Origin of the sequence: Saccharopolyspora flava (assembly GCF_900116135.1) — a bacterium.
Taxonomy (GTDB): Bacteria; Actinomycetota; Actinomycetes; order Mycobacteriales; family Pseudonocardiaceae; genus Saccharopolyspora; species Saccharopolyspora flava.
This window is the reverse complement of sequence record NZ_FOZX01000001.1, coordinates 572995-596285: the sequence shown is the minus strand read 5'-3', so window position 1 is coordinate 596285 and position 23291 is coordinate 572995. Positions and strand designations below refer to the sequence as shown.

The 23291-nt window shown below is 71.6% G+C and carries 21 protein-coding genes; 15 read left to right on the top strand and 6 right to left on the bottom strand.

Annotated elements, in window-relative coordinates; translation table 11 throughout:
* Positions 1-4: 4 nt before the first annotated feature.
* Positions 5-1831 carry an asparagine synthase (glutamine-hydrolyzing) gene (asnB, locus tag BM424_RS02695; protein ID WP_093413424.1) on the bottom strand — a complete coding sequence of 609 codons (1827 nt, stop codon included), beginning with the start codon at positions 1829-1831 and terminating at the stop codon, positions 5-7.
* Between the two features lie 263 nt (positions 1832-2094).
* On the opposite strand from asnB, the gene BM424_RS29690 reads away from it, so the two are divergent.
* The 12 genes from BM424_RS29690 to BM424_RS02640 all read left to right on the top strand — a co-directional run bounded on the left by BM424_RS29690 (position 2095) and on the right by BM424_RS02640 (position 14436).
* On the top strand, positions 2095-2220 hold the full coding sequence (locus BM424_RS29690) for a hypothetical protein (RefSeq protein ID WP_281248669.1): 126 nt from the start codon (positions 2095-2097) through the stop codon (positions 2218-2220).
* Positions 2217-2312, top strand: a complete 96-nt coding sequence (gene kdpF / locus BM424_RS29320; RefSeq protein ID WP_093413423.1) for a K(+)-transporting ATPase subunit F — start codon at positions 2217-2219, stop codon at positions 2310-2312. The genes BM424_RS29690 and kdpF overlap by 4 nt, the downstream gene beginning before the upstream one ends.
* On the top strand, positions 2312-3955 hold the full coding sequence (gene kdpA, locus BM424_RS02685; RefSeq protein ID WP_093413421.1) for a potassium-transporting ATPase subunit KdpA: 1644 nt from the start codon (positions 2312-2314) through the stop codon (positions 3953-3955). The genes kdpF and kdpA overlap by 1 nt, the downstream gene beginning before the upstream one ends.
* Positions 3952-6003, top strand: a complete 2052-nt coding sequence (kdpB, locus tag BM424_RS02680; protein WP_093413420.1) for a potassium-transporting ATPase subunit KdpB — start codon at positions 3952-3954, stop codon at positions 6001-6003. Before kdpA ends, kdpB begins: the two co-directional genes overlap by 4 nt.
* Positions 6004-6008: 5 nt before the next feature.
* On the top strand, positions 6009-6611 hold the full coding sequence (locus BM424_RS02675; protein ID WP_093413418.1) for a potassium-transporting ATPase subunit C: 603 nt from the start codon (positions 6009-6011) through the stop codon (positions 6609-6611).
* A 372-nt stretch (positions 6612-6983) separates the two neighbouring features.
* A complete protein-coding gene (locus BM424_RS02670) occupies positions 6984-9518 on the top strand; it encodes a sensor histidine kinase (protein ID WP_093413417.1) in 2535 nt (844 codons plus the stop codon).
* Positions 9519-10199, top strand: a complete 681-nt coding sequence (locus BM424_RS02665) for a response regulator (RefSeq protein ID WP_093413415.1) — start codon at positions 9519-9521, stop codon at positions 10197-10199.
* A gap of 128 nt (positions 10200-10327) precedes the next feature.
* Entirely contained in the window at positions 10328-10702 is a 375-nt protein-coding gene (locus BM424_RS02660; protein WP_245775561.1) for a hypothetical protein, read from the top strand.
* An 11-nt stretch (positions 10703-10713) separates the two neighbouring features.
* Positions 10714-11313, top strand: a complete 600-nt coding sequence (locus BM424_RS02655) for a DUF3558 domain-containing protein (RefSeq protein ID WP_175547901.1) — start codon at positions 10714-10716, stop codon at positions 11311-11313.
* A gap of 10 nt (positions 11314-11323) precedes the next feature.
* Positions 11324-12664 (top strand): hypothetical protein, encoded by a 1341-nt coding sequence (locus tag BM424_RS02650; RefSeq protein ID WP_175547900.1) that lies wholly within the window; start codon positions 11324-11326, stop codon positions 12662-12664.
* A 2-nt stretch (positions 12665-12666) separates the two neighbouring features.
* The gene (locus BM424_RS02645; RefSeq protein WP_093413412.1) at positions 12667-13563 is read left to right on the top strand and encodes an ESX secretion-associated protein EspG; all 897 of its coding nucleotides are present in this window, start codon (positions 12667-12669) and stop codon (positions 13561-13563) included.
* A gap of 255 nt (positions 13564-13818) precedes the next feature.
* Positions 13819-14436 carry a nucleoside/nucleotide kinase family protein gene (locus BM424_RS02640; RefSeq protein ID WP_093413410.1) on the top strand — a complete coding sequence of 206 codons (618 nt, stop codon included), beginning with the start codon at positions 13819-13821 and terminating at the stop codon, positions 14434-14436.
* Between the two features lie 3 nt (positions 14437-14439).
* On the opposite strand, the gene BM424_RS02635 is transcribed toward BM424_RS02640, so the two are convergent.
* Positions 14440-14628, bottom strand: a complete 189-nt coding sequence (locus BM424_RS02635) for a hypothetical protein (protein WP_093413408.1) — start codon at positions 14626-14628, stop codon at positions 14440-14442.
* Positions 14628-15110 (bottom strand): hypothetical protein, encoded by a 483-nt coding sequence (locus BM424_RS02630; protein WP_093413407.1) that lies wholly within the window; start codon positions 15108-15110, stop codon positions 14628-14630. Before BM424_RS02630 ends, BM424_RS02635 begins: the two co-directional genes overlap by 1 nt.
* A 144-nt stretch (positions 15111-15254) precedes the next feature.
* On the opposite strand from BM424_RS02630, the gene BM424_RS02625 reads away from it, so the two are divergent.
* Together BM424_RS02625 and smc are read left to right on the top strand one after the other, a co-directional pair.
* Complete coding sequence (locus BM424_RS02625) at positions 15255-15539, top strand: acylphosphatase (protein WP_093413405.1); 285 nt, start codon at positions 15255-15257, stop codon at positions 15537-15539.
* Positions 15540-15630: 91 nt separating this feature from the next.
* The gene (gene smc / locus BM424_RS02620) at positions 15631-19284 is read left to right on the top strand and encodes a chromosome segregation protein SMC (RefSeq protein WP_093413404.1); all 3654 of its coding nucleotides are present in this window, start codon (positions 15631-15633) and stop codon (positions 19282-19284) included.
* Here the strand turns inward: smc and BM424_RS02615 are convergent.
* Positions 19281-19607 carry a zf-HC2 domain-containing protein gene (locus BM424_RS02615; RefSeq protein WP_175547899.1) on the bottom strand — a complete coding sequence of 109 codons (327 nt, stop codon included), beginning with the start codon at positions 19605-19607 and terminating at the stop codon, positions 19281-19283. The genes smc and BM424_RS02615 overlap by 4 nt on opposite strands.
* 139 nt (positions 19608-19746) lie before the next feature.
* Between BM424_RS02615 and BM424_RS02610 the strand changes: the two genes are divergently transcribed.
* Positions 19747-20400, top strand: a complete 654-nt coding sequence (locus BM424_RS02610) for a hypothetical protein (RefSeq protein ID WP_093413401.1) — start codon at positions 19747-19749, stop codon at positions 20398-20400.
* A 57-nt stretch (positions 20401-20457) separates the two neighbouring features.
* On the opposite strand, the gene BM424_RS02605 is transcribed toward BM424_RS02610, so the two are convergent.
* Both BM424_RS02605 and BM424_RS02600 read right to left on the bottom strand, forming a co-directional pair.
* The gene (locus BM424_RS02605; protein WP_093413399.1) at positions 20458-21960 is read right to left on the bottom strand and encodes a sodium:solute symporter; all 1503 of its coding nucleotides are present in this window, start codon (positions 21958-21960) and stop codon (positions 20458-20460) included.
* 8 nt (positions 21961-21968) lie between these two features.
* Positions 21969-23180, bottom strand: coding sequence for an anhydro-N-acetylmuramic acid kinase (locus BM424_RS02600; RefSeq protein ID WP_093413398.1), 1212 nt, complete (start codon positions 23178-23180; stop codon positions 21969-21971).
* Between the last annotated feature and the right edge of the window lie 111 nt (positions 23181-23291).

The following is a 23291-nucleotide window of genomic DNA, read 5'->3' as shown; positions in this document are numbered from 1 at the left end:
CAGGTCAGAGCTTGACCGTCGGGTTGTGGATGTCGAACCAGGTGGCCAGGTCGAGGGCGCGCTCGAAGGTGTAGCGAGCGGCCATCTCGATGTTGGCCGGGTCCTGCTCGACGGCCTCGGCGACCCACTTCTTGTTGAGCAGCGACAGCGCCGGGTTGTCGGCCTTGACCAGGTCGCGGACCTGGCGCTGCAGCACCGCCGCGTACTTCGGGTCCTGAGTGGACGGGTACGGGCTCTTGACGCGCTCGACGACCGACTTGGGCAGCGTGTCGGCGGTGGCGTGCCGCAGCAGGCTCTTCTCGCGGCCGTCGAAGGTCTTCAGCGACCACGGGGTGTTGAAGACGTACTCGACGAGCCGGTGGTCGCAGAACGGCACGCGCACCTCGAGGCCCACGGCCATGCTCATCCGGTCCTTGCGGTCGAGCAGGATGCGCACGAAGCGGGTCAGGTGCAGGTAGCAGATCTCCCGCATCCGCCGCTCCAGGTCGCTCTCCCCGTCGAGGGTCGGGACCTGGCCGATCGCGGTGCGGTAGCCGTCGGCGATGAACGACGGGATGTCCAGCGTCGCGGAGACGTCGGGGTCGAGCATGTCGTAGCCCGCGCCCTGGCTCTGCACCGCGGCCAGCCACGGGAAGGTGTCGGCGTCGCGCACCTCCGGGTCGTGGAACCACTTGTAGCCGCCGAAGACCTCGTCGGCGGACTCACCGGACAGCGCCACCGTGGAGTGCTGCCGGATGGCCTTGAACAGCAGGTACAGCGACTGGTCCATGTCGCCCAGGCCCATCGGGAAGTCGCGGGCCTGCACGGCCGCGCGGCGCACCTCCGGGTCACCGAGGGTCTCGGGGTCCAGCACGATGTCCTGGTGCTGGGAGCCGACGTGCTCGGCGACGTCGCGCACGTACGGCCCGTCGGGGGTGGCGCGCATCGGGTCGGGGACGAAGTTCTCGGTCTGGCCGAGGAAGTCGACCGCGAAGCTGCGGACCTGCTCACCGCTCTTGGCCAGGTGCAGGCCGGACAGCGCGGTGATGGCGCTGGAGTCCAGGCCGCCGGAGAGCAGCACGCAGCGCGGCACGTCGGAGACCAGCTGGCGCTGCACGATGTCGTCGAGCAGCTCGCGGACGTGCGACACCGAGGCCTGCTGGTCGTCGGTGTGCTCGGTGGCCTGCAGCTGCCAGTAGGTCTGCTCGCGCAGGCCCTTGCGGTCGAGGGTGACGATGGTGCCCGGCTCGACCTCGCGCATGCCGGCCCACACGGCCTGGCCGGGGGTCTTGACCATGCCGAACAGCTCGCGCATGCCGTCGGCGTCGACGACCTTCTCGGCCAGGGGGTTGGCGAGGATGGCCTTGGGCTCGGAGCCGAAGAGGACGCCGTCCTCGGTGGGGTAGTAGTACAGCGGCTTGATGCCCATCCGGTCGCGGATGAGCAGCAGCTTGTCCTCGCGGGAATCCCAGACGGCGAACGCGAACATGCCGTTGAGGTGCTCGGCGACCTGCGCGCCCCACTCGAGGTAGCCGTGCAGCACGACCTCGGTGTCGCTGTCGGTGTCGAAGCGGTGGCCGCGGCGGCGGAGTTCGTCGCGCAGCTCGGTGAAGTTGTAGGCCTCACCGCTGTAGACGATGGCGACCTGGCCGCTCTCGGCCTCCATCGGCTGAGCGCCTCCGGGCAGGTCGATGATGGCCAGTCGCCGGTGTCCGAGCGCGGCGTGCGCGCTGACCCAGGTGTCCCCGGCGTCCGGGCCGCGGCAGGTCATGGTCTCGCACATGGCGTCGACGGTGGCGCGGTGCTGGGTCAGGTCGCGCTGGAAGTCGATCCAGCCGGAGATTCCGCACATTTCCGGATGTATCCCCAATCTCGCTTGTTTCCGACCGTTTTCAGGCGTTTTTCCAAGAGATTTCAACGCCGACGGCTTGTTAGCGAGAGTAACGAGATCGTTGCATCGATGAAACCAACTAACCGAGTGAAGTCACCCACGCACAAATAGTGCAGATTCGCAGAAAAAGGGAGAAAAGCGACCCGCATCAAGAAGGCGTCAAGGGCTCCCGTCGCCGCGTCAAGGACCCGTCATGGCCCTCGACCGCGACCGCCGCGGAGGACTTGGCTGGACCACGAGAAGACATCCCGAGAGGAGAACCGGTCGTGGTCGATCTCGCCTTCGCGGCGTTGCTCGTCGGCGGATTCCTGGCGCTGGCGCTGCTGCTGCGCGGATTGGAGCGGTTGTGAGCGCCCTGATCGCCAACGTCGCCGGCGGAGTGCTGGCGCTGCTGCTCATCGGATACCTGTTCGTCGCGCTGGTCCGGCCGGAGAGGTTCTGATGCTGCTGCAAACCGGCCTGCTGGTGGCCGCCCTCGCGATCGTGCACAAGCCCTTCGGGGACCACATGGCTCGCGTCTACACCAGCGACACCGACTGGCGGATCGAGAAGGTCGTCTACCGCCTGGTCGGCGTCGACCCCACCGCGCGCCAGCGCTGGACCAGCTACGCCGCGGGCGTGCTCGGCCTCTCGCTGGTCTCCGTCGCCCTGCTCTACGCGATGCAGCGGCTGCAAGGCCTGCTGCCGCTGAACCTCGGGCGCGGCGCGGTGCCGCCCGAGATGGCCTTCAACACCGCGATCAGCTTCGTCACCAACACCAACTGGCAGTCCTACGTGCCCGAGGAGGTCCTCGGCCACGGCGTCCAGATGGCCGGGCTGACCGTGCAGAACTTCCTGTCGGCCGCCGTCGGCATGGCCGTGGCCGTCGCCCTGGTGCGCGGCTTCACCGCCGACGGCGACGACCGGATCGGCAACGTGTGGGTCGACATCACCCGCGGCTGCACCCGCATCCTGCTGCCCGTGGCCGCGGTGGCCGCCGTCCTGCTCATCGCGCTCGGCGCGGCGATGAGCCTCGCGCCCGGCATCGCGGTCACCGGCCTCGACGGGCAGGCGCACACCATCGCCACCGCCCCCATCGCGAGCCAGGAGGCCATCAAGGAACTCGGCACCAACGGCGGCGGCGTGCTCAACGCCAACTCCGCGCACCCGCTGTCCAACCCCGGCGGGGTGTCCGACCTGCTGGAGATCTTCCTGCTGCTGGTCATCCCGGTCTCGCTGACCCGCACCTTCGGCACCCTCGTCGGCGACCGCAGGCAGGGCCACGCGCTGCTCGCGGTGATGGGAACCCTCTGGGCGGCGATGCTCGCCGCGACCTGGTGGGCCGAAACCCACCCCAACGGCCCCGCCTCCATCGCGGCCGGAGCCGCGATGGAGGGCAAGGAGACGCGCTTCGGCATCGACGCCTCCGTGCTGTGGGCGGTGAGCACGACCGGGACCTCCACCGGCGCGGTCAACGCCATGCACGACAGCTTCACCGGACTCGGCGGCGGTGTCGTGCTGCTCAACATGCTCGTCGGCGAGGTCGCTCCCGGCGGGGTCGGATCCGGGCTCTACGGGATCCTCGTGCTCGCGGTGATCGCCGTGTTCCTCGCCGGACTCATGGTCGGGCGCACCCCGGAGTACCTCGGCAAGAAGCTCGGCCGCCGCGAGGTGACGGCCGCCGCCCTGTCGGTGCTGGCGATGCCCACGGTCGTGCTGCTCGGCGCCGGGTTCGCGATGGCGCTGCCCGCCACCCGCGACGCGCTGAACAACACCGGCGCGCACGGACTGTCCGAAGTGCTCTACGCGTTCGCCTCGGCGGGCAACAACAACGGCAGCGCCTTCGCCGGGCTCACCGTCACCAGCCCGTTCTTCCAGACCTCGCTGGGCGTCGTGATGCTGCTGGGACGTTTCGTGCCGATCCTGGCGGTGCTCATGCTCGCCGGCCGCGTCGCCGAGCAGCAGCGCGTTCCCGCCACCGCCGGAACCCTGCCCACCACCGGACCGCTGTTCGCCGGGCTGCTCGGCGGCACCGTCGTCCTCGTCGCGGCGCTGACGTTCCTGCCCGCGCTCGCACTCGGCCCGATCGCGGAGGCCCTGGCATGACCACCACCCTCGAACCCCACGTGCACGTCCCCGCCGAACCCCGGCGCGCCGCCGCGGGACTGTTCCGCCCGCGACAACTGCTCACCGCCGTGCCCGAGGCGCTGCGCAAGCTCGACCCGCGGCACCAGCTGCGCAACCCGGTGATGTTCGTGGTCTGGGCCGGTTCGGTGCTCACCACGGTGCTGGCCGCGTTCTCCCCGAGCGCGTTCTCGATCGCGGTCGCCGCCTGGCTGTGGTTCACCGTGCTGTTCGCCAACCTCGCCGAGGCCGTCGCCGAGGGGCGCGGCCGGGCGCAGGCGGAATCGTTGCGGCGCACCAGGACCGAGGCCGTCGCGCGCAAGCTCGTCGACGGCGGTGAGCGGAAGGTTCCCGGCACCGCGCTGGCCGTCGGCGACCACGTCGTGGTCGAAGCGGGCGAGACCATCCCCGGCGACGGCGACGTCGTCGAGGGCATCGCCACCGTCGACGAATCCGCCATCACCGGCGAATCCGCGCCCGTCATCCGGGAATCCGGCGGCGACCGCTCGGCCGTCACCGCGGGCACCACCGTGCTGTCGGACCGGATCGTCGTGCGCATCACCGCCGAGCCCGGGCAGACCTTCGTGGACCGGATGATCGCGCTCGTCGAGGGCGCGCAGCGGCAGAAGACGCCCAACGAGATCGCCCTGACGATCCTGCTGTCGACGCTGACGATCATCTTCCTGCTCGCGGTCGTCGCCCTGCAGCCGATGGCGGCCTACTCCGGGTCGCTGCTCGAGGTCACCACCCTGACGGCGCTGCTGGTGTGCCTGATCCCCACCACGATCGGCGCGCTGCTGTCGGCGATCGGCATCGCGGGCATGGACCGGCTCGTGCAGCGCAACGTCCTGGCGAAGTCCGGTCGCGCCGTGGAGGCCGCCGGTGACGTGGACACCCTGCTGCTCGACAAGACCGGGACCATCACCTTCGGCAACCGCCGCTGCACCGAACTCGTCCCGGTCGACGGCGTCACCCCCGCTCGGCTCGCCGAGGTCGCCCGCCTGTCGAGCCTCGCCGACCCCACCCCGGAGGGCAGCAGCGTGGTGGCCTTCTGCGCCGCCGAGTTCGGCCTGCCCGACGGGCCCGTCGGCGCCGAGGTGGATGCGCGGAAGGTTCCCTTCACCGCGCAGACCCGGATGAGCGGCATCGACCTCGACGGCCGCCGCATCCGCAAGGGAGCCTTCGGCGCGATCGGCGAGTGGGTCGGGGAACTTCCCGATCAGGTCGTGCGGTGCGCCGAGGAGATCGCCGCGGCCGGCGCGACACCGCTGGTCGTGGTCGAGGACGACCGCGTGCTGGGCCTGATCCGGTTGTCCGACGTGGTCAAGCCGGGCATGCGGGAGCGGTTCGACGAGCTGCGCGCGATGGGCATCCGGACCGTGATGATCACCGGTGACAACGAGCTCACCGCCCGCGCCATCGCCGCCGAGGCCGGGGTGGACGACTACCTCGCCGAGGCCAGGCCCGAGGACAAGATGGCCCTGATCAAGGCCGAGCAGGCCGGTGGGCGGATGGTGGCCATGACCGGCGACGGCACCAACGACGCCCCGGCCCTGGCGCAGGCCGACGTCGGAGTCGCGATGAACACCGGCACGGCCGCGGCCAAGGAAGCCGGCAACATGGTCGACCTCGACTCGGACCCGACGAAGCTGATCGAGATCGTCGAGATCGGCAAGCAGCTGCTCATCACCCGCGGCGCGCTGACGACCTTCAGCATCGCCAACGACCTGGCCAAGTACTTCGCGATCCTGCCCGCGCTGTTCGTGGCGATCTACCCGCAGCTCGACGCGCTGAACGTGATGCGGCTGGCCAGCCCGGCCTCGGCGGTGCTGTCGGCGGTGGTGTTCAACGCGCTGATCATCGTCGCGCTGATCCCGCTCGCGCTGCGCGGCGTCCGCTACCGCCCGTCCAGCGCCGCCGTGCTGCTGCGGCGGAACCTGCTGATCTACGGCCTGGGCGGGGTGGTCACGCCGTTCGCCGGGATCTGGCTGATCGATCTGGTGATCCGTTTCGCACCCGGGATCGGGTGAGGGGAGTGAACGCGTTGTTGCGGCAAACCTGGGCCGGTCTCCGGCTCCTGCTCGTGGCCACGGTCCTGCTCGGCGTCGGCTACCCGCTGGCGATCTGGGGAGTCGGCCACCTGCCGGGCCTGGCGTCGCGAGCCGAGGGCTCGCGGATCGTCGCCGACGGCCGGGTGATCGGCTCGTCGCTGATCGGCATCGACCCGGTGCCGGCGGACGGAACAAGGGATCCTTTCTTCCACACCCGGCCCTCGGCGTCGGCGGAAGATTCCCTCGGTCCCGGCGACCCGGCCGTCACCGGCGGCACCAACCTCGGCGGTTTCGACGAAGGGCTCCTCGCTGTCGTCCAGCAGCGGCGCGCGGCGATCGCGGCCCGCGAGGGGGTCGCGCCCGGCGCGGTTCCGGCCGACGCGGTCACCGCCTCCGCCAGCGGGGTCGACCCGCACATCAGCCCCGCCTACGCCGAGCTCCAAGCCCCCCGCGTCGCGCGGGTGACGGGACTTCCCCTCGCGCAGGTCCGGGGCCTGGTGGCCGAGAGCGAGGAGGGAGGTCTCGTGTCACCTCGCGCGGTCAACGTCACCACCCTCAACGCGGCGGTCCACGCCGCACTCCGGTGACCTGGGGTGGGGAAGTTTTCATGAAAACTTCCCCACCTCGGGACGGAAGTTCGTCCGAAAACGGGATCTGGTGGGAACTTTCGTCTCATCCCCGGACGGGAGTCGCCCTTTCGGGGTGGGGAGGTTTTCATGAAAACTTCGTTCCTCCTCGGGGCGGGAGGTCTCTTCGGGGTTGGGGAGGTTTTCATGAAAACTTCGTTCCACCTCGGGACGGGAGGTCCTTTCGGGGTCGGGGAGGTTTTCATGAAAACTTCCCTCCCCACCTCGTGACAGGATTCTTCCCGTCGGGTCGGGAGGGGCCTGGTCAGGCGTCGGTGCCGGTAGTGGGTGATGATCGTCGTTAATAGCAGCGGGCAGTAGGAGACTGGAGTCGTGGAGCACGGGCGCAAGCGCGGTGAGCTGCGGATATACCTCGGGGCCGCGCCGGGGGTCGGCAAGACCTACGCGATGCTCAACGAGGCGCACCGCAGGGCCGGGCGCGGGACCGACGTCGTCGTCGGGTTCGTGGAGGACCACGGCCGGCCCAAGACCGCGGCGCTGCTCGACGGCCTCGAACAGCTGCCGAGGGCCACCGTGACGCACCGCGGCGTCTCGCTGACCGAGTTCGACGTCGACGGGATGCTGGAGCGCGCGCCCGAGGTCGCCGTGGTCGACGAGCTCGCCCACACCAACGCGCCCGGCAGCCGCAACGACAAGCGATGGAAGGACGTCGAGGAGCTCCTCGACGCCGGCATCACCGTGCTGTCCACCGTCAACGTCCAGCACCTCGAAGGCCTCAACGACGTGGTGGAGACCATCACCGGCGTGCGCCAGCGGGAAACCGTCCCCGACGAGGTCGTGCGCCGCGCCGGGCAGATCGAGCTGGTCGACATCACCCCGCAGGCGCTGCGCCGCCGCATGGCCCACGGCAACGTCTACCCGGCCGAGCGGGTCGATGCCGCGCTGGGCAACTACTTCCGCACCGGCAACCTCACCGCGCTGCGCGAGCTGGCCCTGCTGTGGCTGGCCGACCAGGTCGACGTGGCGCTGCGCCGCTACCGGGCCGAGGAGCAGATCACCACCACCTGGGAGACCCGCGAGCGCGTGGTGGTCGCGGTGACCGGCGGACCGGAGAGCGAGACGCTGATCCGCAGGGCCCGCCGGATCGCCGCCCGCGCCGGGGCCGAGCTGCAGTGCGTGCACGTGCTGCGCGGCGACGGCCTGTCCGGGACGTCCCCGCGCGCGCTGGCCAAGGCCCGCGAGGTCGCTGACGCGCTCGGCGCCAGCTTCCACACCGTCGTGGGCGACGACGTGCCGGAGGCGCTGCTGGAGTTCGCCCGCGCCGCCGACGCCACCCAGCTGGTGGTGGGAACCTCCCGCCGCTCGCGCTGGGCGCGGGTGCTCGACGAGGGCATCGGGGCCACCACCGTGCAGAAGTCGGGCTCGATCGACGTGCACATGGTCACCCACGACGAGGCGGGAACCCGGCGGCTGGCCAAGAACCTGACCCGCAACCCGCTGTCGCCGGGCCGCCAGCTGTGGGGCTGGGCGCTGGCGGCGGTGCTGCCCTCGCTGGTCACCGTGCTGGGCACGGCGTGGAGCAGCGTGTCGCTGTCCACCGACGTCGTCGGCTACTTCCTGGCCACGATCATGGTGGCGCTGGTGGGCGGGATGGCCCCCTCCATCGCGGCCGCGCTGCTGGCGGGCGGGCTGCTGAACTTCTTCCTCACCGAGCCGCGCTACACGCTGCTGGTCGCCGACCCGGAGAACGTGGTCACGCTGGTGGGGATGATGGTCGTCGGCGTGCTGGTGGCCTTCACCGTGGACCGGGCCGCGCGGCTGGCCGAGCAGGCGGCGCGCGCCGGCACGGAAGCGGCCCTGCTCGCCTCCTACGCCCGCACGGTGCTCACCCACCCCGACCCCCTGGAGCGCCTGCTGGAGAAGGTCGCCGAGAACTTCAACCTCACCTCGGTGGCGCTGCTGGAGCGCACCGAGGGCGGTTGGGTGGTCGCGGCCAGCATCGGCACCGACCCGTGCCTGCGCCCCGACGAGTCCGATGTGGACATCGAGGTGACCGAGGACGCGCACCTGTCGCTGCGCCGCGCCGGTGAGCGGCCGCTGCCCGCCGCCGACCGCGTGGTCCTGGAAGGTGCGGCCGGGCAGGCGCTGCTGGCGCTGCGGCAGCAGCGGATGGCCGACGACGCGCGCGAAGCCCAGCGCCGCGCCGACGCCAACGAGCTGCGCACCGCCCTGCTGTCGGCCGTCGGCCACGACCTGCGCACCCCGCTGGCCTCGATCAAGGCCTCGGTGAGCAGCCTGCGCGCCCCCGACCTCCGGCTCTCGCCCGACGACACCGCCGAACTGCTGGCGGGCGTGGAGGAATCCGCCGACCGGCTCACCGAGCTCGTCGACAACCTGCTGGACTCCTCGCGCCTGGCGACCGGCGCCGTCTCACCGCGACTGGCGCCCGTCGGCTACGACGAGGTCGTGGCCCGCGCGCTGGCCGGGCTCGACGGACGGCACCTCGTCGACGTCGACATCTCCGAGAACCTGCCGCGCGTGCGGGCCGACGCCGGGCTGCTGGAGCGGGTGGTGGCCAACGTCGTGCAGAACGCCCTCAAGTACGGGCGGCCGGAGGAATCTCGCGTCCGCGTCGGCGCGAGCGCCCACGCCGCGCGGGTCGAGCTGCGCGTCGTCGACCACGGCCCGGGACTTCCCGCCGGGGCCGCCGACACCGCGTTCGCGCCCTTCGAGCGGCTCGGCGAGCACGGCGAGCGCGGCGACTCCGGACCGGCCGGGGTCGGGCTCGGCCTCAACGTGGCGCAGGGCTTCGCGGACGCGATGAAGGGAACCATCCGCGCCGAGGACACCCCGGGCGGCGGACTGACGATCGTGGTCTCGCTGCCCGCGGCGGAACAGGGGGAATAGATGACGAAGGTGCTGGTCGTCGACGACGAGCCGCAGCTGCTGCGCGCCCTGCGCATCAACCTCTCCGCGCGCGGGTACGAGGTGCTCACCGCCGTCGACGGCGGTTCGGCGCTGCGGGCGGCCGGGGACGGCAAACCCGACGTGGTCGTGCTGGACCTGGGGCTGCCGGACATCGACGGCAGCGAGGTCATCGCCGGGCTGCGCGGCTGGACGACGGTTCCCATCATCGTGCTGTCCGCGCGCACCGACTCGACCGACAAGGTGCACGCCCTCGACGCCGGTGCCGACGACTACGTAACCAAGCCCTTCGGCATGGACGAGCTCCTGGCGCGGCTGCGCGCCGCCGTTCGCCGCGCCAGCACCACCGGGGACGCCGACCAGCCGGTGGTCGAGACGGCGACCTTCACCGTCGACCTGTCGGCGAAGAAGGTCCTCCGCGACGGCGTCGAGATCCACCTCACCCCCACCGAGTGGGGAATGCTGGAACTGCTGGCCCGCAACCGGGGTCGCCTGGTGGCGCAGAAGCAGCTGCTGCGCGAGGTCTGGGGTCCGCAGTACGCCAACGAGACGCACTACCTGCGCGTCTACCTCGCCCAGCTCCGCCGGAAGCTGGAACCCGACCCGAGCCGCCCGCGTCACCTGCTGACCGAGCCGGGGATGGGGTACCGGCTGGAGCCGTGAGGCCGTCGCATGCGCGGTCGCGAATAGGGGTGGGAAGTTCGCCGAACCCGGTGCTCGGCGGCTTCCGGCACTGCTACTGTCGGGTCCGATCGGTGATCAGATGCCGCCGCGACCTGGGGGTTTCCGCGATGACGACGCCACTGCCGCCGCCTCCCGCGCCGGATTCCGGAGCGGCCGCGCAGACCATCACGGTCAACGGGGACAACGTCCTCGAGGTCCGCAAGACCATCCTGTCCGCAGCCGAGGACGCGCGCGAGCGGCTGTACAACCTCGCCGCCAGCCTCCAGGTCACGCCACCCGCGGGCGACGAGGTCAGCAAGCACGCCGCGATCACCTGGACGGCCTACCTGCTGGGCAACCAGGATTCGCACTTCAACAGGCTCATGCAGTACGTCGACAACGTCGTGAAGCTCGGGGAGCAGCTCGGTGAGGCCGCCAGGCAGTACGGCTACACCGACGAGGAGATCAGCGCCTCCTTCCAGCTCACGCGAGGAGCGAAGTGAGGGGAACCGCGGTGCGAGTGCGTACCTGGTCCGCTGCGACGACGGTCGCCGCGGCCCTGCTCGTCCTGACCGGGTGCACCGTGGACGGTCCCGACCCGGCTCCGGAGCCCAGCAGCGCTCCCGCCGCCGACGACGAGGTGAAGCTGCCGCCGCGACCGGGGGATCTGCCCGTCGCGGGCAAGCAGGACGACGACGTGTGCACCTGGTTGACCGCCGAGCAGCAGCGGTCGTTGCAGATCGGGGGCGGTCAGCCGGTCATCAAGCACGGCGACAACTACAACGGCTGCGGGTTCCTCGGCGACACGGGTGCGGCGCGGTTCGCGATCGGCGTGCGCATCGTTCCGGAGCCGATCGAGCTGTTCCTCGACAAGATCAACTCCAGTCCGGGTTCGCGACAGGTCTACGCGCTCAACGGTTTCAGCGCCGTGCAGAGCCAGATCGGTGGCGGCGAGAGCCTGGGGTGCGATGCGTTCATCGACGCGGCGCAGGGTCAGACGGTGTGGGTCAACATGCAGCTGCAGACGCCGGGCGCGATGAACGCGGACCAGATGTGCGAGAAGGCCCAGACGGCGGCGCATTCCGTCGTCACCACGGTGCAGGCGCAGAGCTAGGGGGCCGGGCATGACCTACATCGACCCGATCCGCGACATCCGCTTCAAGGGGATGGACATCCCCGAGCTTCAGGAGTGGATCGCCCAGATCAAGCAGGGCCAGGGCACCCAGGCGATGCAGGGGGCCGTGCGGGCGCTCGACCAGTGCGTGCAGGTCGTCGTCGACCTCGACGACACGCTGCGCCGCGAGCTCGGCAAGCTCCAGGTCGAGTGGCAGGGCAACGCGGGCAGCCTCGCGGCCGAGGCGACCCGGCAGCAGAGCGTGGCCTTCGGCGACGCGCCCGACCCCCTCGCGGTGTCGGCGAGCAGCGTCGACGCGCAGGCAGGCGGGTACGAGTCGGCGCGGCACGCGCTGCCCAACGCCGACGAGCTGCGGCACAGCCAGTCGGAGAACGTCTTCGAGTGGGCCGGAGGCGCTTTCGGCTACGAGAGCGACTACGACCAGGAGGCCAAGCGGATCGAGGCGCAGAAGCAGGCCGCGCAGGCGGCGCTGTCGAACTACCGCGACACCTCGGTCGAGCAGGCCCAGGCCTACCAGCCGCTGCCGACGATGCCCGCGGCCGCGGTGGCGCCCGCGGCGTCCTCGGGATCGGTTCCCTCGGCCGGGATCGGGTCCTTCGGTTCGACGCCGGGGGAGGCCTCCGGTGTGGTGGTCGGTGGCAGCGTGGGCGGGGATCGGCCCGTCGCGCCGAAACCGCCTGCGGCGCAACCTCCTTCTGGGCAGGAACGTCCCGGCGAGGAGCGCCCGGAGCACGGGCAGGACGAGCACGGGGCCGACGAACACGGTGCGGACGAGCACGGGGCCGATGAGTTCGGGGCCGAGTTCGACGCCGAGCCGGACCCGCAGGCGGGTGCCGACACCGGTATCAGCACCGGCACGGTCCTCGGCGTCGCCGCGGGTGGTGCGGCCGTGGCCGGGATCGGCGCCTACGCCGCGAGCCGGGCCCTCGGCGGCCGGACTCCGGCCACCGCCGGACCCAAGGTCGTCCCCGGTGCCGAGCCGAAAGCGCCTGCGGCGCGCGGCGGGACGATCGGCGGCGGACCGGGCGACACCGTGGCGGGCAAGGCCGCGGGCGGCACGCCCGGCAGCAGGCCCGCACCGGGATCGGTGATGTCGCCGGCGGCCACGCGCGGCGAGAAGCCCGGCGAGGACGCCGAGCACGAGAACAAGTACACCGCCGAGGAAACGCCGTTCGACGACGACCGGCTGGTCGCCCCCGCCGTGCTCGGGCACGTCGAGTCCGAGACCGAGGACGCCGCTTCGGATGACGGTGCCTCCGACGGCGGGGCGGCTGAGGACGGCGCGGCTCAGGGCGGCGGGGCCGACGACCGGCCGGAGAAGCGGAACTGACCGTGCGTCCTGGAGCAGAAGCAGAGCCGATCAACCTGTCGGTCCTGGAGTTCGACGTCGTCTGCGAGGCGGCCGGGCTCGACGAGCGGCGGCACATCATCCTCGACGTGCCCAGCCCCGGCACGACCTTCACCGAGCGGGCCGAACTCGTCGCGCAGGCGTGGGAGTCGTTGCGGCGCAAGCGTCTCGCCGAGGCGAAGCGGGACCGGGTCGAGGTCGAGTTCGCCGACCTGCTCGGTCTGCTGGACCGGCCGCAGCGCAGCATCGACGTCCGCATCTGGGCGGACCGCCCGATCCGGGCCCTGGCCTGCGCCAACGGCGGTGAGGGGCTGTTGACGGTCGTCGACGGCGACGTGGTCGAGATGACCCCGATCCGCGGGGGTTCGCTGGCCGAGGCCGCCGTGTCGGTCGCCGGCGACGTGCCGCCCGGTCCCGGGCGGGCGGTGAGCCTGCCGCACGACGTGCTGCGCAAGGCCTCGGCCGCCGCGGGTGATCGCGGACGCCTGGTGCTCACCGACGAGCTGCGGATCCTGGGCATCGGCCACGACGACGCGGCCGACATCGCGAACATGGCCGACAACATGGGGATTCGCGGCCAGTTCGGCGCCGAGGGCAATCCCGGTCGCGGCAAACCCGACCGCGCCGGTCGCGTCGTCGCCTTCCACGACACCGACCGAGGCCGCTACCTGCACGTCGTCCGCTCCAGCGGCGACGGCCGGGCCTGGAGCACCATCGCCCCGGCCGACAACGCCCGCCTTGCCACCTACGCCCGAGAACTCCTCGCCGAAGTCTGGGAAGACCCCACCACCCACAACCCCACCCCCCACGCCTTCCCCGCGAACGACTTCCCCGGTCACGACTTCACGGGTCACGACTTCCCCAACCCCACCTTCCCCTAACCCCCGATCACCCGACCCCACCGTCAAAAACCGCAACATTCATCGCGCGAAAACCGGGGTTTTCGACGCGATGAAAACCGGGGTTTTCGCGCGGGGTGGAGTGAGGAGCCGCGGTGGCGGTCGGAGTGGTGGTGGGCAGTGGACAGTTCTAGCCATAACTTTCCGGACAATTCGGGCACCGAGGGTGGGTAGTTATGGCTAAAACTGTCCGCTGGTGACTCGGGTGGGGGACGGGACGCGAACTAGGGTGGGGGCGTGTACTCGGAGTTGATCTCGCGGGCGGAGCGGCTCGCTGGTGACGGGCGGCGGCGGCGGATCCTGGGGATCGCCGGGGCGCCCGGGGCCGGGAAGGGGACCGTGGCCGAGCGGGTGCTGGACGCGCTCGGGGACCGGGCGGTCCTCGTTCCCATGGACGGGTTCCACCTGGCCAACGCGCAGCTGCGGCGGCTGGGGCGGGCCGATCGCAAGGGAGCCCCGGACACCTTCGACGCCGCCGGGTACGTCGCGCTGCTGCGGCGGATCCGCGAGGGCTCCGAGACCGTCTTCGCGCCGAGCTTCCACCGCGAGATCGAGGAGTCCTTCGCCGCCGAGATCGCCGTGGACCCCGACGTCCCGCTGATCATCACCGAGGGCAACTACCTGCTGCTCGACACCCCGCCGTGGGCACCGGTGCGCGGTCTGCTCGACGAGTGCTGGTTCCTCGCCCCCGACGACGACGAGCGCGTGCAGCGCCTCATCGACCGGCACGTCCGCTACGGCCGCACCCTCGCCGAGGCGACCGAGTGGGTGCACCGCAGCGACGAGCGCAACGCCGCGGTCGTGGCCGCCACCCGCGACCGCGCGGACCTGATCGTCGAGGGCGACCCGAGCTGAACCTCAGCGCTCGCGGAGCTCGGCGCGCACGTCGTCGGGAATCCGCCCGGTGTGGTCGATCGGCGTCCACGCCTCGCTGCGGATCCACTGCGAACCGCAGCCGCGGCACGCCAGCAGCGGAAGACCGTCGAGTTCCTTGGGCGTCCGGTGCCAGGAGCACAGCGACCGGCACGCGTGCACTGCCAGCGACATCAGCTCGAGGTCGTGCTCGCGCTCGGGCCGTGCGGCGGGGTCTCGGTCGTGCTCGGCGTGGTCGTGGTGGTCGGAGGCGTCGTCGGCGGATGAGTCGGGGACGGCCTGGTCGGCGTCGGGCGCGGTGACGACGGCGTCGTGGTCGTGGGCGGCGGGGGAGGCGGCAGCGTCGTCGACGGGCTGGTCGAGGTCGAGGTGCGGGTGGTCGTCGCCTTCTCGTGGCTGCTGGTGGTCTCCGAGCTGGTGGTGCCGGTGATCGGCGGGCCCGGCGGCAGCGGCGGTGCCGTGGTCCACGACGTGGTGGTGCGCGAGGTCGAGGGGCGCAGCGTGATGTCCGGGCCGGCGGATTCCCGCTGCTCGCTGGAACCGGCCACGACGACGGCGGTGGTGGCGAAGATCGTGGCGACGGCGATGCCGGACGCGGCGAGCATCACCAGGCGCTTCGGCCGGGCGTCCGGGTCTTCCACGTCTAACGGGTCCATCGGTGCCCCAACTCGTGTCGGTTCGTCCTCGTCCCCCGATGTCCCGGGCGCGCCGGGATCTGGCGGATCATACCGGGGGCCGGATTCGCCCCGATCAACCGCCGGTGATGTGACCTCGTCGGCCGCGCGGCATCATCGGGGACCGTGACGGAACAGGAGCCGGTACGACTGCTGGCACGCGTGCACGGACACGTGCAGGGCGTGGGTTTTCGCTGGTGGACGCGGTCGCGCGCGTTGGAGCTGGGGTTGGTCGGCAGCGCCACCAACCTGCCCGCGGGGCGCGTCGAGGTCGTCGCCGAAGGTCCCCGGCGGGACTGCGAGAAGCTCCTGGAGGCCTTGCGCTCCGGCAGCACGCCCGGCCGCGTGGACCACGTCGCCGAGCTCTGGATGGAGCCCAAGGGCGGCTTGAGCGGCTTCGTGGAGCGCTAGAACCAGCGGTTCTGCGTCGGATCCCGATCGATCGACGATAGAGTCTCCCGGACGTGGTCGCGCATCCGACGTAGAGAGGTCGACGGCAGCCGTGCATCTCAAGAGCCTGACGCTGAAGGGGTTCAAGTCCTTCGCCTCGGCTACGACGCTGCGCTTCGAACCCGGCATCACCTGCGTCGTCGGCCCCAACGGTTCGGGCAAGTCCAACGTCCTCGACGCGCTGCGCTGGGTGATGGGCGAGCAGGGCGCCAAGGACCTGCGCGGCGGCAAGATGGAGGACGTGATCTTCGCGGGCACGGCGGGTCGCGCCCCGCTGGGCCGCGCCGAGGTCACGCTGACCATCGACAACGCCGACGGCGCGCTGCCGATCGAGTACACCGAGGTCTCCATCACGCGGCGGATGTTCCGCGACGGCGCCAGCGAGTACGAGATCAACGGCAACTCGTGCCGGTTGATGGACGTGCAGGAACTGCTGTCGGACTCCGGTATCGGCCGCGAGATGCACGTCATCGTCGGTCAGGGCCAGCTGGCGTCGATCCTGCAGGCCAAGCCGGACGAGAACCGCCGCCTCATCGAAGAGGCCGCCGGTGTGCTCAAGCACCGCAAGCGCAAGGAGAAGGCGCTCCGCAAGCTCGACGCGATGCAGGCGAACCTGACGCGTCTGACCGACCTCACCAGCGAGCTGCGGCGGCAGCTCAAACCGCTGGGCAAGCAGGCCGAGATCGCCCGCAAGGCCCAGACCGTGCAGGCCGACCTGCGCGACGCGCGGCTGCGGCTGATCGCCGACGACCTGGTCACCGCCCGCGCCGACCTGGCCCGCGACGAGGCCGACCAGGAGACCGCGCGCGCCAAGCGCACCGAGGTCGAGCGGGCCCTGCAGTTCGCCCAGTCCGAGGAGAAGACCCTCGAGGAGGCCGTCGCCGCCGACGCGCCGCGGCTGAACCAGGCGCAGGAGACCTGGTACCGGCTGTCCGCGCTGGAGGAGCGCCTGCGCGGCACGCTGCGGCTGGCCGCCGAGCGGCACCGGCACCTCACCGAGCAGGGCGAGGAGCAGCGCACCGGCCGCGACCCCGACCAGCTCGACGCCGAGGCCGAAGAGGCCGCCGAGCAGGAGATCGAGCTCCGCGAGCAGGTCGAGGAGGCGCGCGAAGCGCTCCAAGACGTGGTGCACCGCCGCTCCGAGCTGGAATCGCAGCTCAAGCAGGCCGAACAGGCCCACATGGCCGCGGTCCGGGCCATCGCCGACCGGCGCGAGGGCGCCGCCCGGCTGTCCGGCCAGGTCGAGTCGCTGCGCGGCAAGGTCAGCGACAGCGCCGACGAGATCGAGCGGCTCACCGAGTCCCTGGAGGAGGCCACCGCCCGCGCGGAGGAGGCCAACAGCGCGCTCGCCGACGCCGAGGAGGAGAGCGGCGGTCAGGACTCCGACGACGCCGGCCTGCAGGAACGCCGCGAAGCCGCCGCGCAGGCCCGCGACGCGGCCCGCGCCCGGGTCGAGGAACTGGTCAAGCAGGAGCGGGCCGCCGAGCGCGAGATCGCCTCGTGGAAGGCCCGCGTCGAAGCCCTGTCGATGGGGTTGCAGCGCAAGGACGGCGCGGGCGCGCTGCTCGCGGCCGGGGACCGGGTGCCCGGTCTGCTCGGGTCGGTCGCCGCGCTGCTCACCGTCGAGACCGGTGCCGAGGCGGCGTTGGCCGCCGCGCTGGGCGCGGTCGCCGACGCGGTCGTGGTCCGCGGCGTCACCGACGCGGTCGCTGCGCTGGAACTGCTCAAGTCCGACGACGCGGGCCGGTCCGGCGTGGTCGTCGGCTCCGACGCCGACGTCGACCGCGCGCAGTGGCCGCAGCTGCCCGGTTCCGCCCGCTGGGCGGTCGACCTGGTCAGCGCTCCGGACGAGCTGCGCGGCGCAGTGCTCAGCGCGCTCGACCGGGTCGCCGTGGTCGACACCCTGGAGGCGGCGAAGGACCTGGTGCAGGCCCAGCCGGGCGTGCGGGCGGTGACGTCGGCGGGTGACGTCCTCGGCGCGCACTGGGCCACCGGCGGTTCCGACGACAAGCAGAGCGTCATCGAGGTCCGTGCCGCCGTCGACGAGGCCGAGGCCGAGCTGGCCGCCGCCGAGCGGCGCCTGGAGCAGCACTCGGCGGCGCTGGAAGGCGCTCGCGCCGAGGAGGAATCGCGTCGCGCCGAGGCCCGCGCCGCGCAGGAGCAGATCAACGAGGCCAAGGTCGCCCGGGCCCGCAGCACCGAGCGGCTCTCCAGCCTGCAGCGGGCCGCCCGCAACGCGACCTCCGAGGTCGAGCGGATCACCGAGCAGCGGGTCAAGGTCGAGCAGAACCGCGACCAGTCGCTGACCAAGCTCGCCGAGCTGGAGGAGCGGCTCGACGCGGTCAAGAACGAGCAGGAAGAAGCCGCCGAGCCCGACACCGACGAGCGCGACCGGCTCTCCGCCGAGCTCACCGGCGTCCGCCAGCAGGAGATGGACGCGCGGCTGACCCAGCGCACCGCGGAGGAACGCGCTCGCGCCGTGCAGGGCCGCGCCGACCAGCTGCGCCGCGCCGCCCGGCACGAGCGGGAGGCCCGCGCCCGGGCCGAGGCCGCCCGCGAGGCCCGCGAGCGCGCCGCCCGCGTCACCCGCGCCGTCGTCGACGGAGCCGAGACGGCGCTGGAGCGGATCACGGTGTCGCTGCAGGCCGCGACCGAGGAGCGCGACGTCGCGCAGGCCAAGCAGAGCGAGCACGAGCAGGCCCTCGGCGTGGTCCGGGCGCGGGTGCGGGAGCTGTCCGGCGAGCTGGAGAAGCTCACCGACGCGGTGCACCGCGACGAGGTGGTGCGGGCCGAGCAGCGGCTGCGCATCGAGCAGCTCGAAACCAAGATCATCGAGGACTTCGGGATCGGCCTGGACGACCTGGTCGACGAGTACGGGCCGACGGTGCCGGTCCCGCCGAGCCCCGCCGAGGTCGCCGAGTACGAGGCGGCCAAGGAGCGCGGCGACGAGGTCAGCGCCCCGCCGCCGGTGCCCTACGACCGCGCCACCCAGGAGCGCCGCGCCAAGCGCGCCGAGAAGGACCTGTCGCTGCTGGGCAAGGTGAACCCGCTGGCGCTGGAGGAGTTCGCGGCGCTGGAGGAGCGCTACAAGTTCCTGTCCACCCAGCTCGAGGACCTCAAGGACAGCCGCCGCGACCTGCTCAGCGTCGTCAAGGAGGTCGACGAGAAGATCCTGGAGGTCTTCTCCTCGGCGTTCGAGGACGTGGCCAAGGAGTTCGAGGTCGTCTTCAAGGTCCTGTTCCCCGGGGGCGAGGGGCGCCTGACGCTCACCGATCCCGAGGACATGCTCACCACCGGCGTGGAGGTCGAGGCGCGTCCGCCGGGCAAGAAGGTCAAGCGGCTGTCGCTGCTGTCCGGTGGCGAGAAGTCGCTGACCGCGGTGGCGATGCTGGTGGCGATCTTCCGCGCCCGCCCGTCGCCGTTCTACGTGATGGACGAGGTCGAGGCCGCGCTGGACGACACCAACCTGCGCCGGCTGATCACGCTGCTGGACCAGCTGCGCGCGACCTCGCAGCTGATCATCATCACGCACCAGAAGCCGACGATGGAGATCGCCGACGCGCTCTACGGCGTCACCATGCGCGGCGACGGCATCACCCAGGTCATCTCGCAGCGCCTCAAGGGCAAGTCGGACTCCGCCTCGGAGGCCGCCCCGGACGCCGAGGGGACGCCCGAGGAGGGCGACGTCGCCGCGGTCCTGGACTAGACCCCGAGGGCGTAGCCGACGCTGAAGGCGACCAGGGCCGCGACCAGGACGACGCCGAGCAGGATGGTCCAGCCCGGAGCGGTCTCGCGCGCGGTCCGCCCGCCGGTGTCGTGGTCGGCGATGATGCGCTGCGGTGCGGCGCGGTTCCACAGCTGGGGGCGGCGCAGCTGGGACTGGCAGTGCGCGCACTCGGCGAGGTGGGTGCGCATCATCAGCCAGTCGACGTCGTCGAGCTCGCCGGCCGCGTAGGCGTCGAGCCTGCTCTGGAACTCGTCGCGGCCGGTTCTCGCTTCAGTCCGCTTGCCGCGGACGAACATTCCCATTGCCCCTTGATCGGCTTTCGGCGCGCGAACCTGAAGAGCGGTTGCGGACGGGGGTGCGGGAGCCGGGGAACGCATGCGCGAAGATGGGCTCGATCCGGCATCTCGCGAGGCGTCGGCGTCGTGGCACTAGGAGATCGTGATGACCAACCCGTACGGCCCGCCGCCAGGGCAGTCGCCATACCCGCAGCAGGGCTACCCGCAGTCCGGGCCGATGCCCCAGCAACCGATGCCCCCGCAGCCGATGCCTCCGGGCTACCCGCAGCAGGGGTATCCGCAGCAGCCGCCGTCGCCGCCGCAGGGCTACCCGCAGCAGGGTTATCCCCAGTCGGGGCCGATGCCGCAGCAGCCGATGCCGCCCCAGCAGCAGATGCCCCAGCAGCAGATGCCGCCGCAGTTCCCGCCGCCTCCGCCGGGCATGGGCCGGTTGCTGATCGACTGCTCGTTCCACTGGCTGGGCTGGGCGTTCCTGCTGTTCAAGCCGCAGGTGACGATCAACGGCCAGCCGGGTCCGGTGCTGACCTGGGGCAAGAACCCGATCGACCTGCCGCCGGGGCAGCACCAGATCCAGGTGCACGTGAACTACCTGTGGAAGATCGGCTACGCGACCGCGGTGATCCCGGTCGGCCCGGGCCAGCAGCTCGACGTCTTCTACCGGGCTCCCGCGATGGTCTTCGTCGACGGCGCGATCGGCCCGACGCCGCAGGAGACCCCGGGCATGGGCCTGACGATCGGCGTGTCCATCGCCGTGTTCGTCCTGGTCCTGCTGCTCGGCCTGCTCCCGCTGGCGCTCTGACGCCTCCCGCGCGAACGGCCCCCGGTGATCGCACCGGGGGCCATTCGCGCAGGGGGCTCAGGCGGTTTCGGCGGCCGCGCGCTCCTCGGTGTCGCTGCCGTGGCGCAGCGACAGCAGGCCGCCCACGACGAGGGTGACGATCACGCCGAGCGGCGTGTACCAGGGGAACGCCAGCGACGTCTCGCCGCCTTCGCCGTCGGGGAAGCTGACGCCGACGACGAAGTACAGCACCACCGCGAGGGTCGCGACGAAGGCGATGATCGCGTCGGCCTGCCGGGCGCGCTTGACCAGCAGTCCCAGCAGGAACGCGCCGAGCAGCGCGCCGTAGGTGTAGCTGGCGATGCTGAGACCGACCTCGACGACCGGGTTCTCGGTGCTGGTGAACATCGACGCGAACACCACGAACACCACCGCCCACACCAGCGTCCACACCTTGCCCATCTTCAGGACCGAGGCGTCGTCGAGCGGCTTCTTCGACAGCCGCTGGTAGAGGTCGCTGACGGTGGACGTCGACAGCGAGTTCAGCGAGGACGCCAGGGTGCTCATCGCGGCGGCGAGGATGCCGGCGATGAACAGGCCCGAGATGCCCGGCGGCAGGTCGTTGACGATGAACCGCGGGAACAGCTCGTCGGAGCTGGACAGGCCCATCGAGTCCGGGGTGGCGCCCTTGTAGAACGCCCACAGCATGGTGCCGATGAACAGGAACAGCGCGAACTGCAGCGCCACCACGACACCGCTGGCGATCAGCGCGCGGCGACCGTCCTTGAGGTCCTTGCAGGCCAGCAGCCGCTGCACCATCAGCTGGTCGGCGCCGTGCGAGGCCATCGCGAACACCGCGCCGCCGATCACGGCGGTGAAAAACGCGTACTGGTCGGTGATGATCGACGAGGAGAAGTCGAAGAGCTGGAACTTGCCCTCGCTCATCGCGGTGGAGAACCAGTCGCCGGGCAGCTCGCCGAACAGGATGATCCCGGCCACGATCGCGCCGCCGACGTAGACGATCATCTGGATGGCGTCGACCCACACCACGGCCCGGATGCCGCCGAAGTAGGTGTAGACGACGGTCAGCACCGACAGCAGCGCGATGATCTGCCAGTACGCCAGGTGGACGTCGAAGGCCGCCAGCATCACCTTGACCGGGATGGCGGTGGCGAAAAGCCGCAGACCGTCGGCCAGCAGCCGGGTGATCAGGAACGTCACCGACGCGGTGCCCTGCAACCCGCTGCCGAAGCGCTGCCCGAGGAACGCGTAGGCGCTGACCAGGTTCCCGGCGAAGTACCGGGGCAGCAGCACGAACGAGACGATGATGCGGCCGATCAGGTAGCCGATCGCCAGCTGCAGGTAGGTGAAGCTGCCGAGGTAGGCCACCGTCGGCACGCTGATCACGGTCAGCGTGGAGGTCTCGGTGGCCACCACCGAGAAGCACACCGCCCACCAGGGCAGTCGCCTGCCGCCGACGAAGTAGTCCTGCGAACTCCTCTGCTTGCCGCTGAGCAGCAGTCCCAGGGCCGGCATCGCGATCAGGTACAACCCGATCACGACGAGGTCGAGCGCTCGCATCTGGCCTCCTAGTGCGTCGCGGCCGATCGCACGATCAGCCGCCGGGGCGGGTGGGTGACGGGTTCGGGCAGCCGCAGGGCGGTGCGGCCGGGCGTGATGCTGCCGAGGACGCGGGGGCCGGTCGCCCCGGTGGTGCCGGGCGTGTTGCCGGGCAGGCCGTGCCAGGTGAGGAAGCCGAGCAGCGCGGCGAGCAGGGCTTCCTTGCTGTCGGCGGGCATCCCGAGATCGTCGCTGACCAGCACCGGGACGTCCAGTTGTCGGCGCAGTGCCGCCAGCAGCACGGGGTTGTGCACGCCGCCGCCGGAGACGACGACCCGGTCGGCGCCCTCGGCGCGGCAGGCGTCGGCGACGGTGCGGGCGGTCAGCTCGGTGAGCGTCGCCAGCAGGTCGCCGTCGCCGATCGGCCTGCCGAGCTCGGCGAGGGCGCGGTCGAGGTGGTCGGCGTTGAAGTGCTCCTTGCCGGTCGACTTCGGCGCGGGTAACGCGTAGTAGGGCTCGTCGAGCAGGATCGCGAGCAGCTCCGCGTCGGGCGTCCCGGAGGCGGCCAGCGCCCCGCCGGTGTCCTGCGCGCGACCGGCCCGCCGCTGCGCGGCGAGGTCGATGAGCGCGTTGCCGGGCCCGGTGTCGTAGGCCAGCGGCTCGGGCCCGCCGACCACGGCGATGTTCGCGATCCCGCCGATGTTCACCGCCACCTGAACGCCCGACGCCTCCGGTGTCCCCGATTTCCCTTGAAACCGGGAACCTCCGAGCCAGAGGGCGTCGAGGACTCCTGCCAGGGGTGCGCCGTGCCCTGCGGCGGCGACGTCGCGGGCGCGCAGGTCGGCGACGACCGGCAGGCCGGTGGCTTCGGCGATCCAGGCGGGCTGGCCGATCTGCAGGGTGCCGAGGGCGCGGTCGCCCTCGACCCAGTGGTAGAGCGTCTGGCCGAGCGAGGCGACGAAGTCGGCCTCGCCGCCGGCGAGCGCGACGCCGAGGCGGGCGGCGTCGGCGAAGGCCTGGCCGACGCGGGTGTCGAGGCGGCAGGCGGTCTCGGCGTCGATCCGGCCGGGCGGCAGCGCGGCGAGGAGCTGTTCGCGCAGGCCGGCGGGGTAGTCGAGGGTGTCGTCGCCGAGCGGGCGGAGTTCGATCGCGTCGCCGTCGAGGGCCATCTCGGTGGCGGCCACGTCGATGCCGTCCATCGAGGTCCCCGAGAGCAGCCCCACCACTCGCCACCAGCGCATGACTGTGGTGTATTGCACTCGGCCATGAAAAAGCAAGCACTTGGCACGCATTGTTGGTGAATTGCTCACGGAACCGCCCGGCAGGTGCTGGTGGAGGCGGTTAGAGCAGGT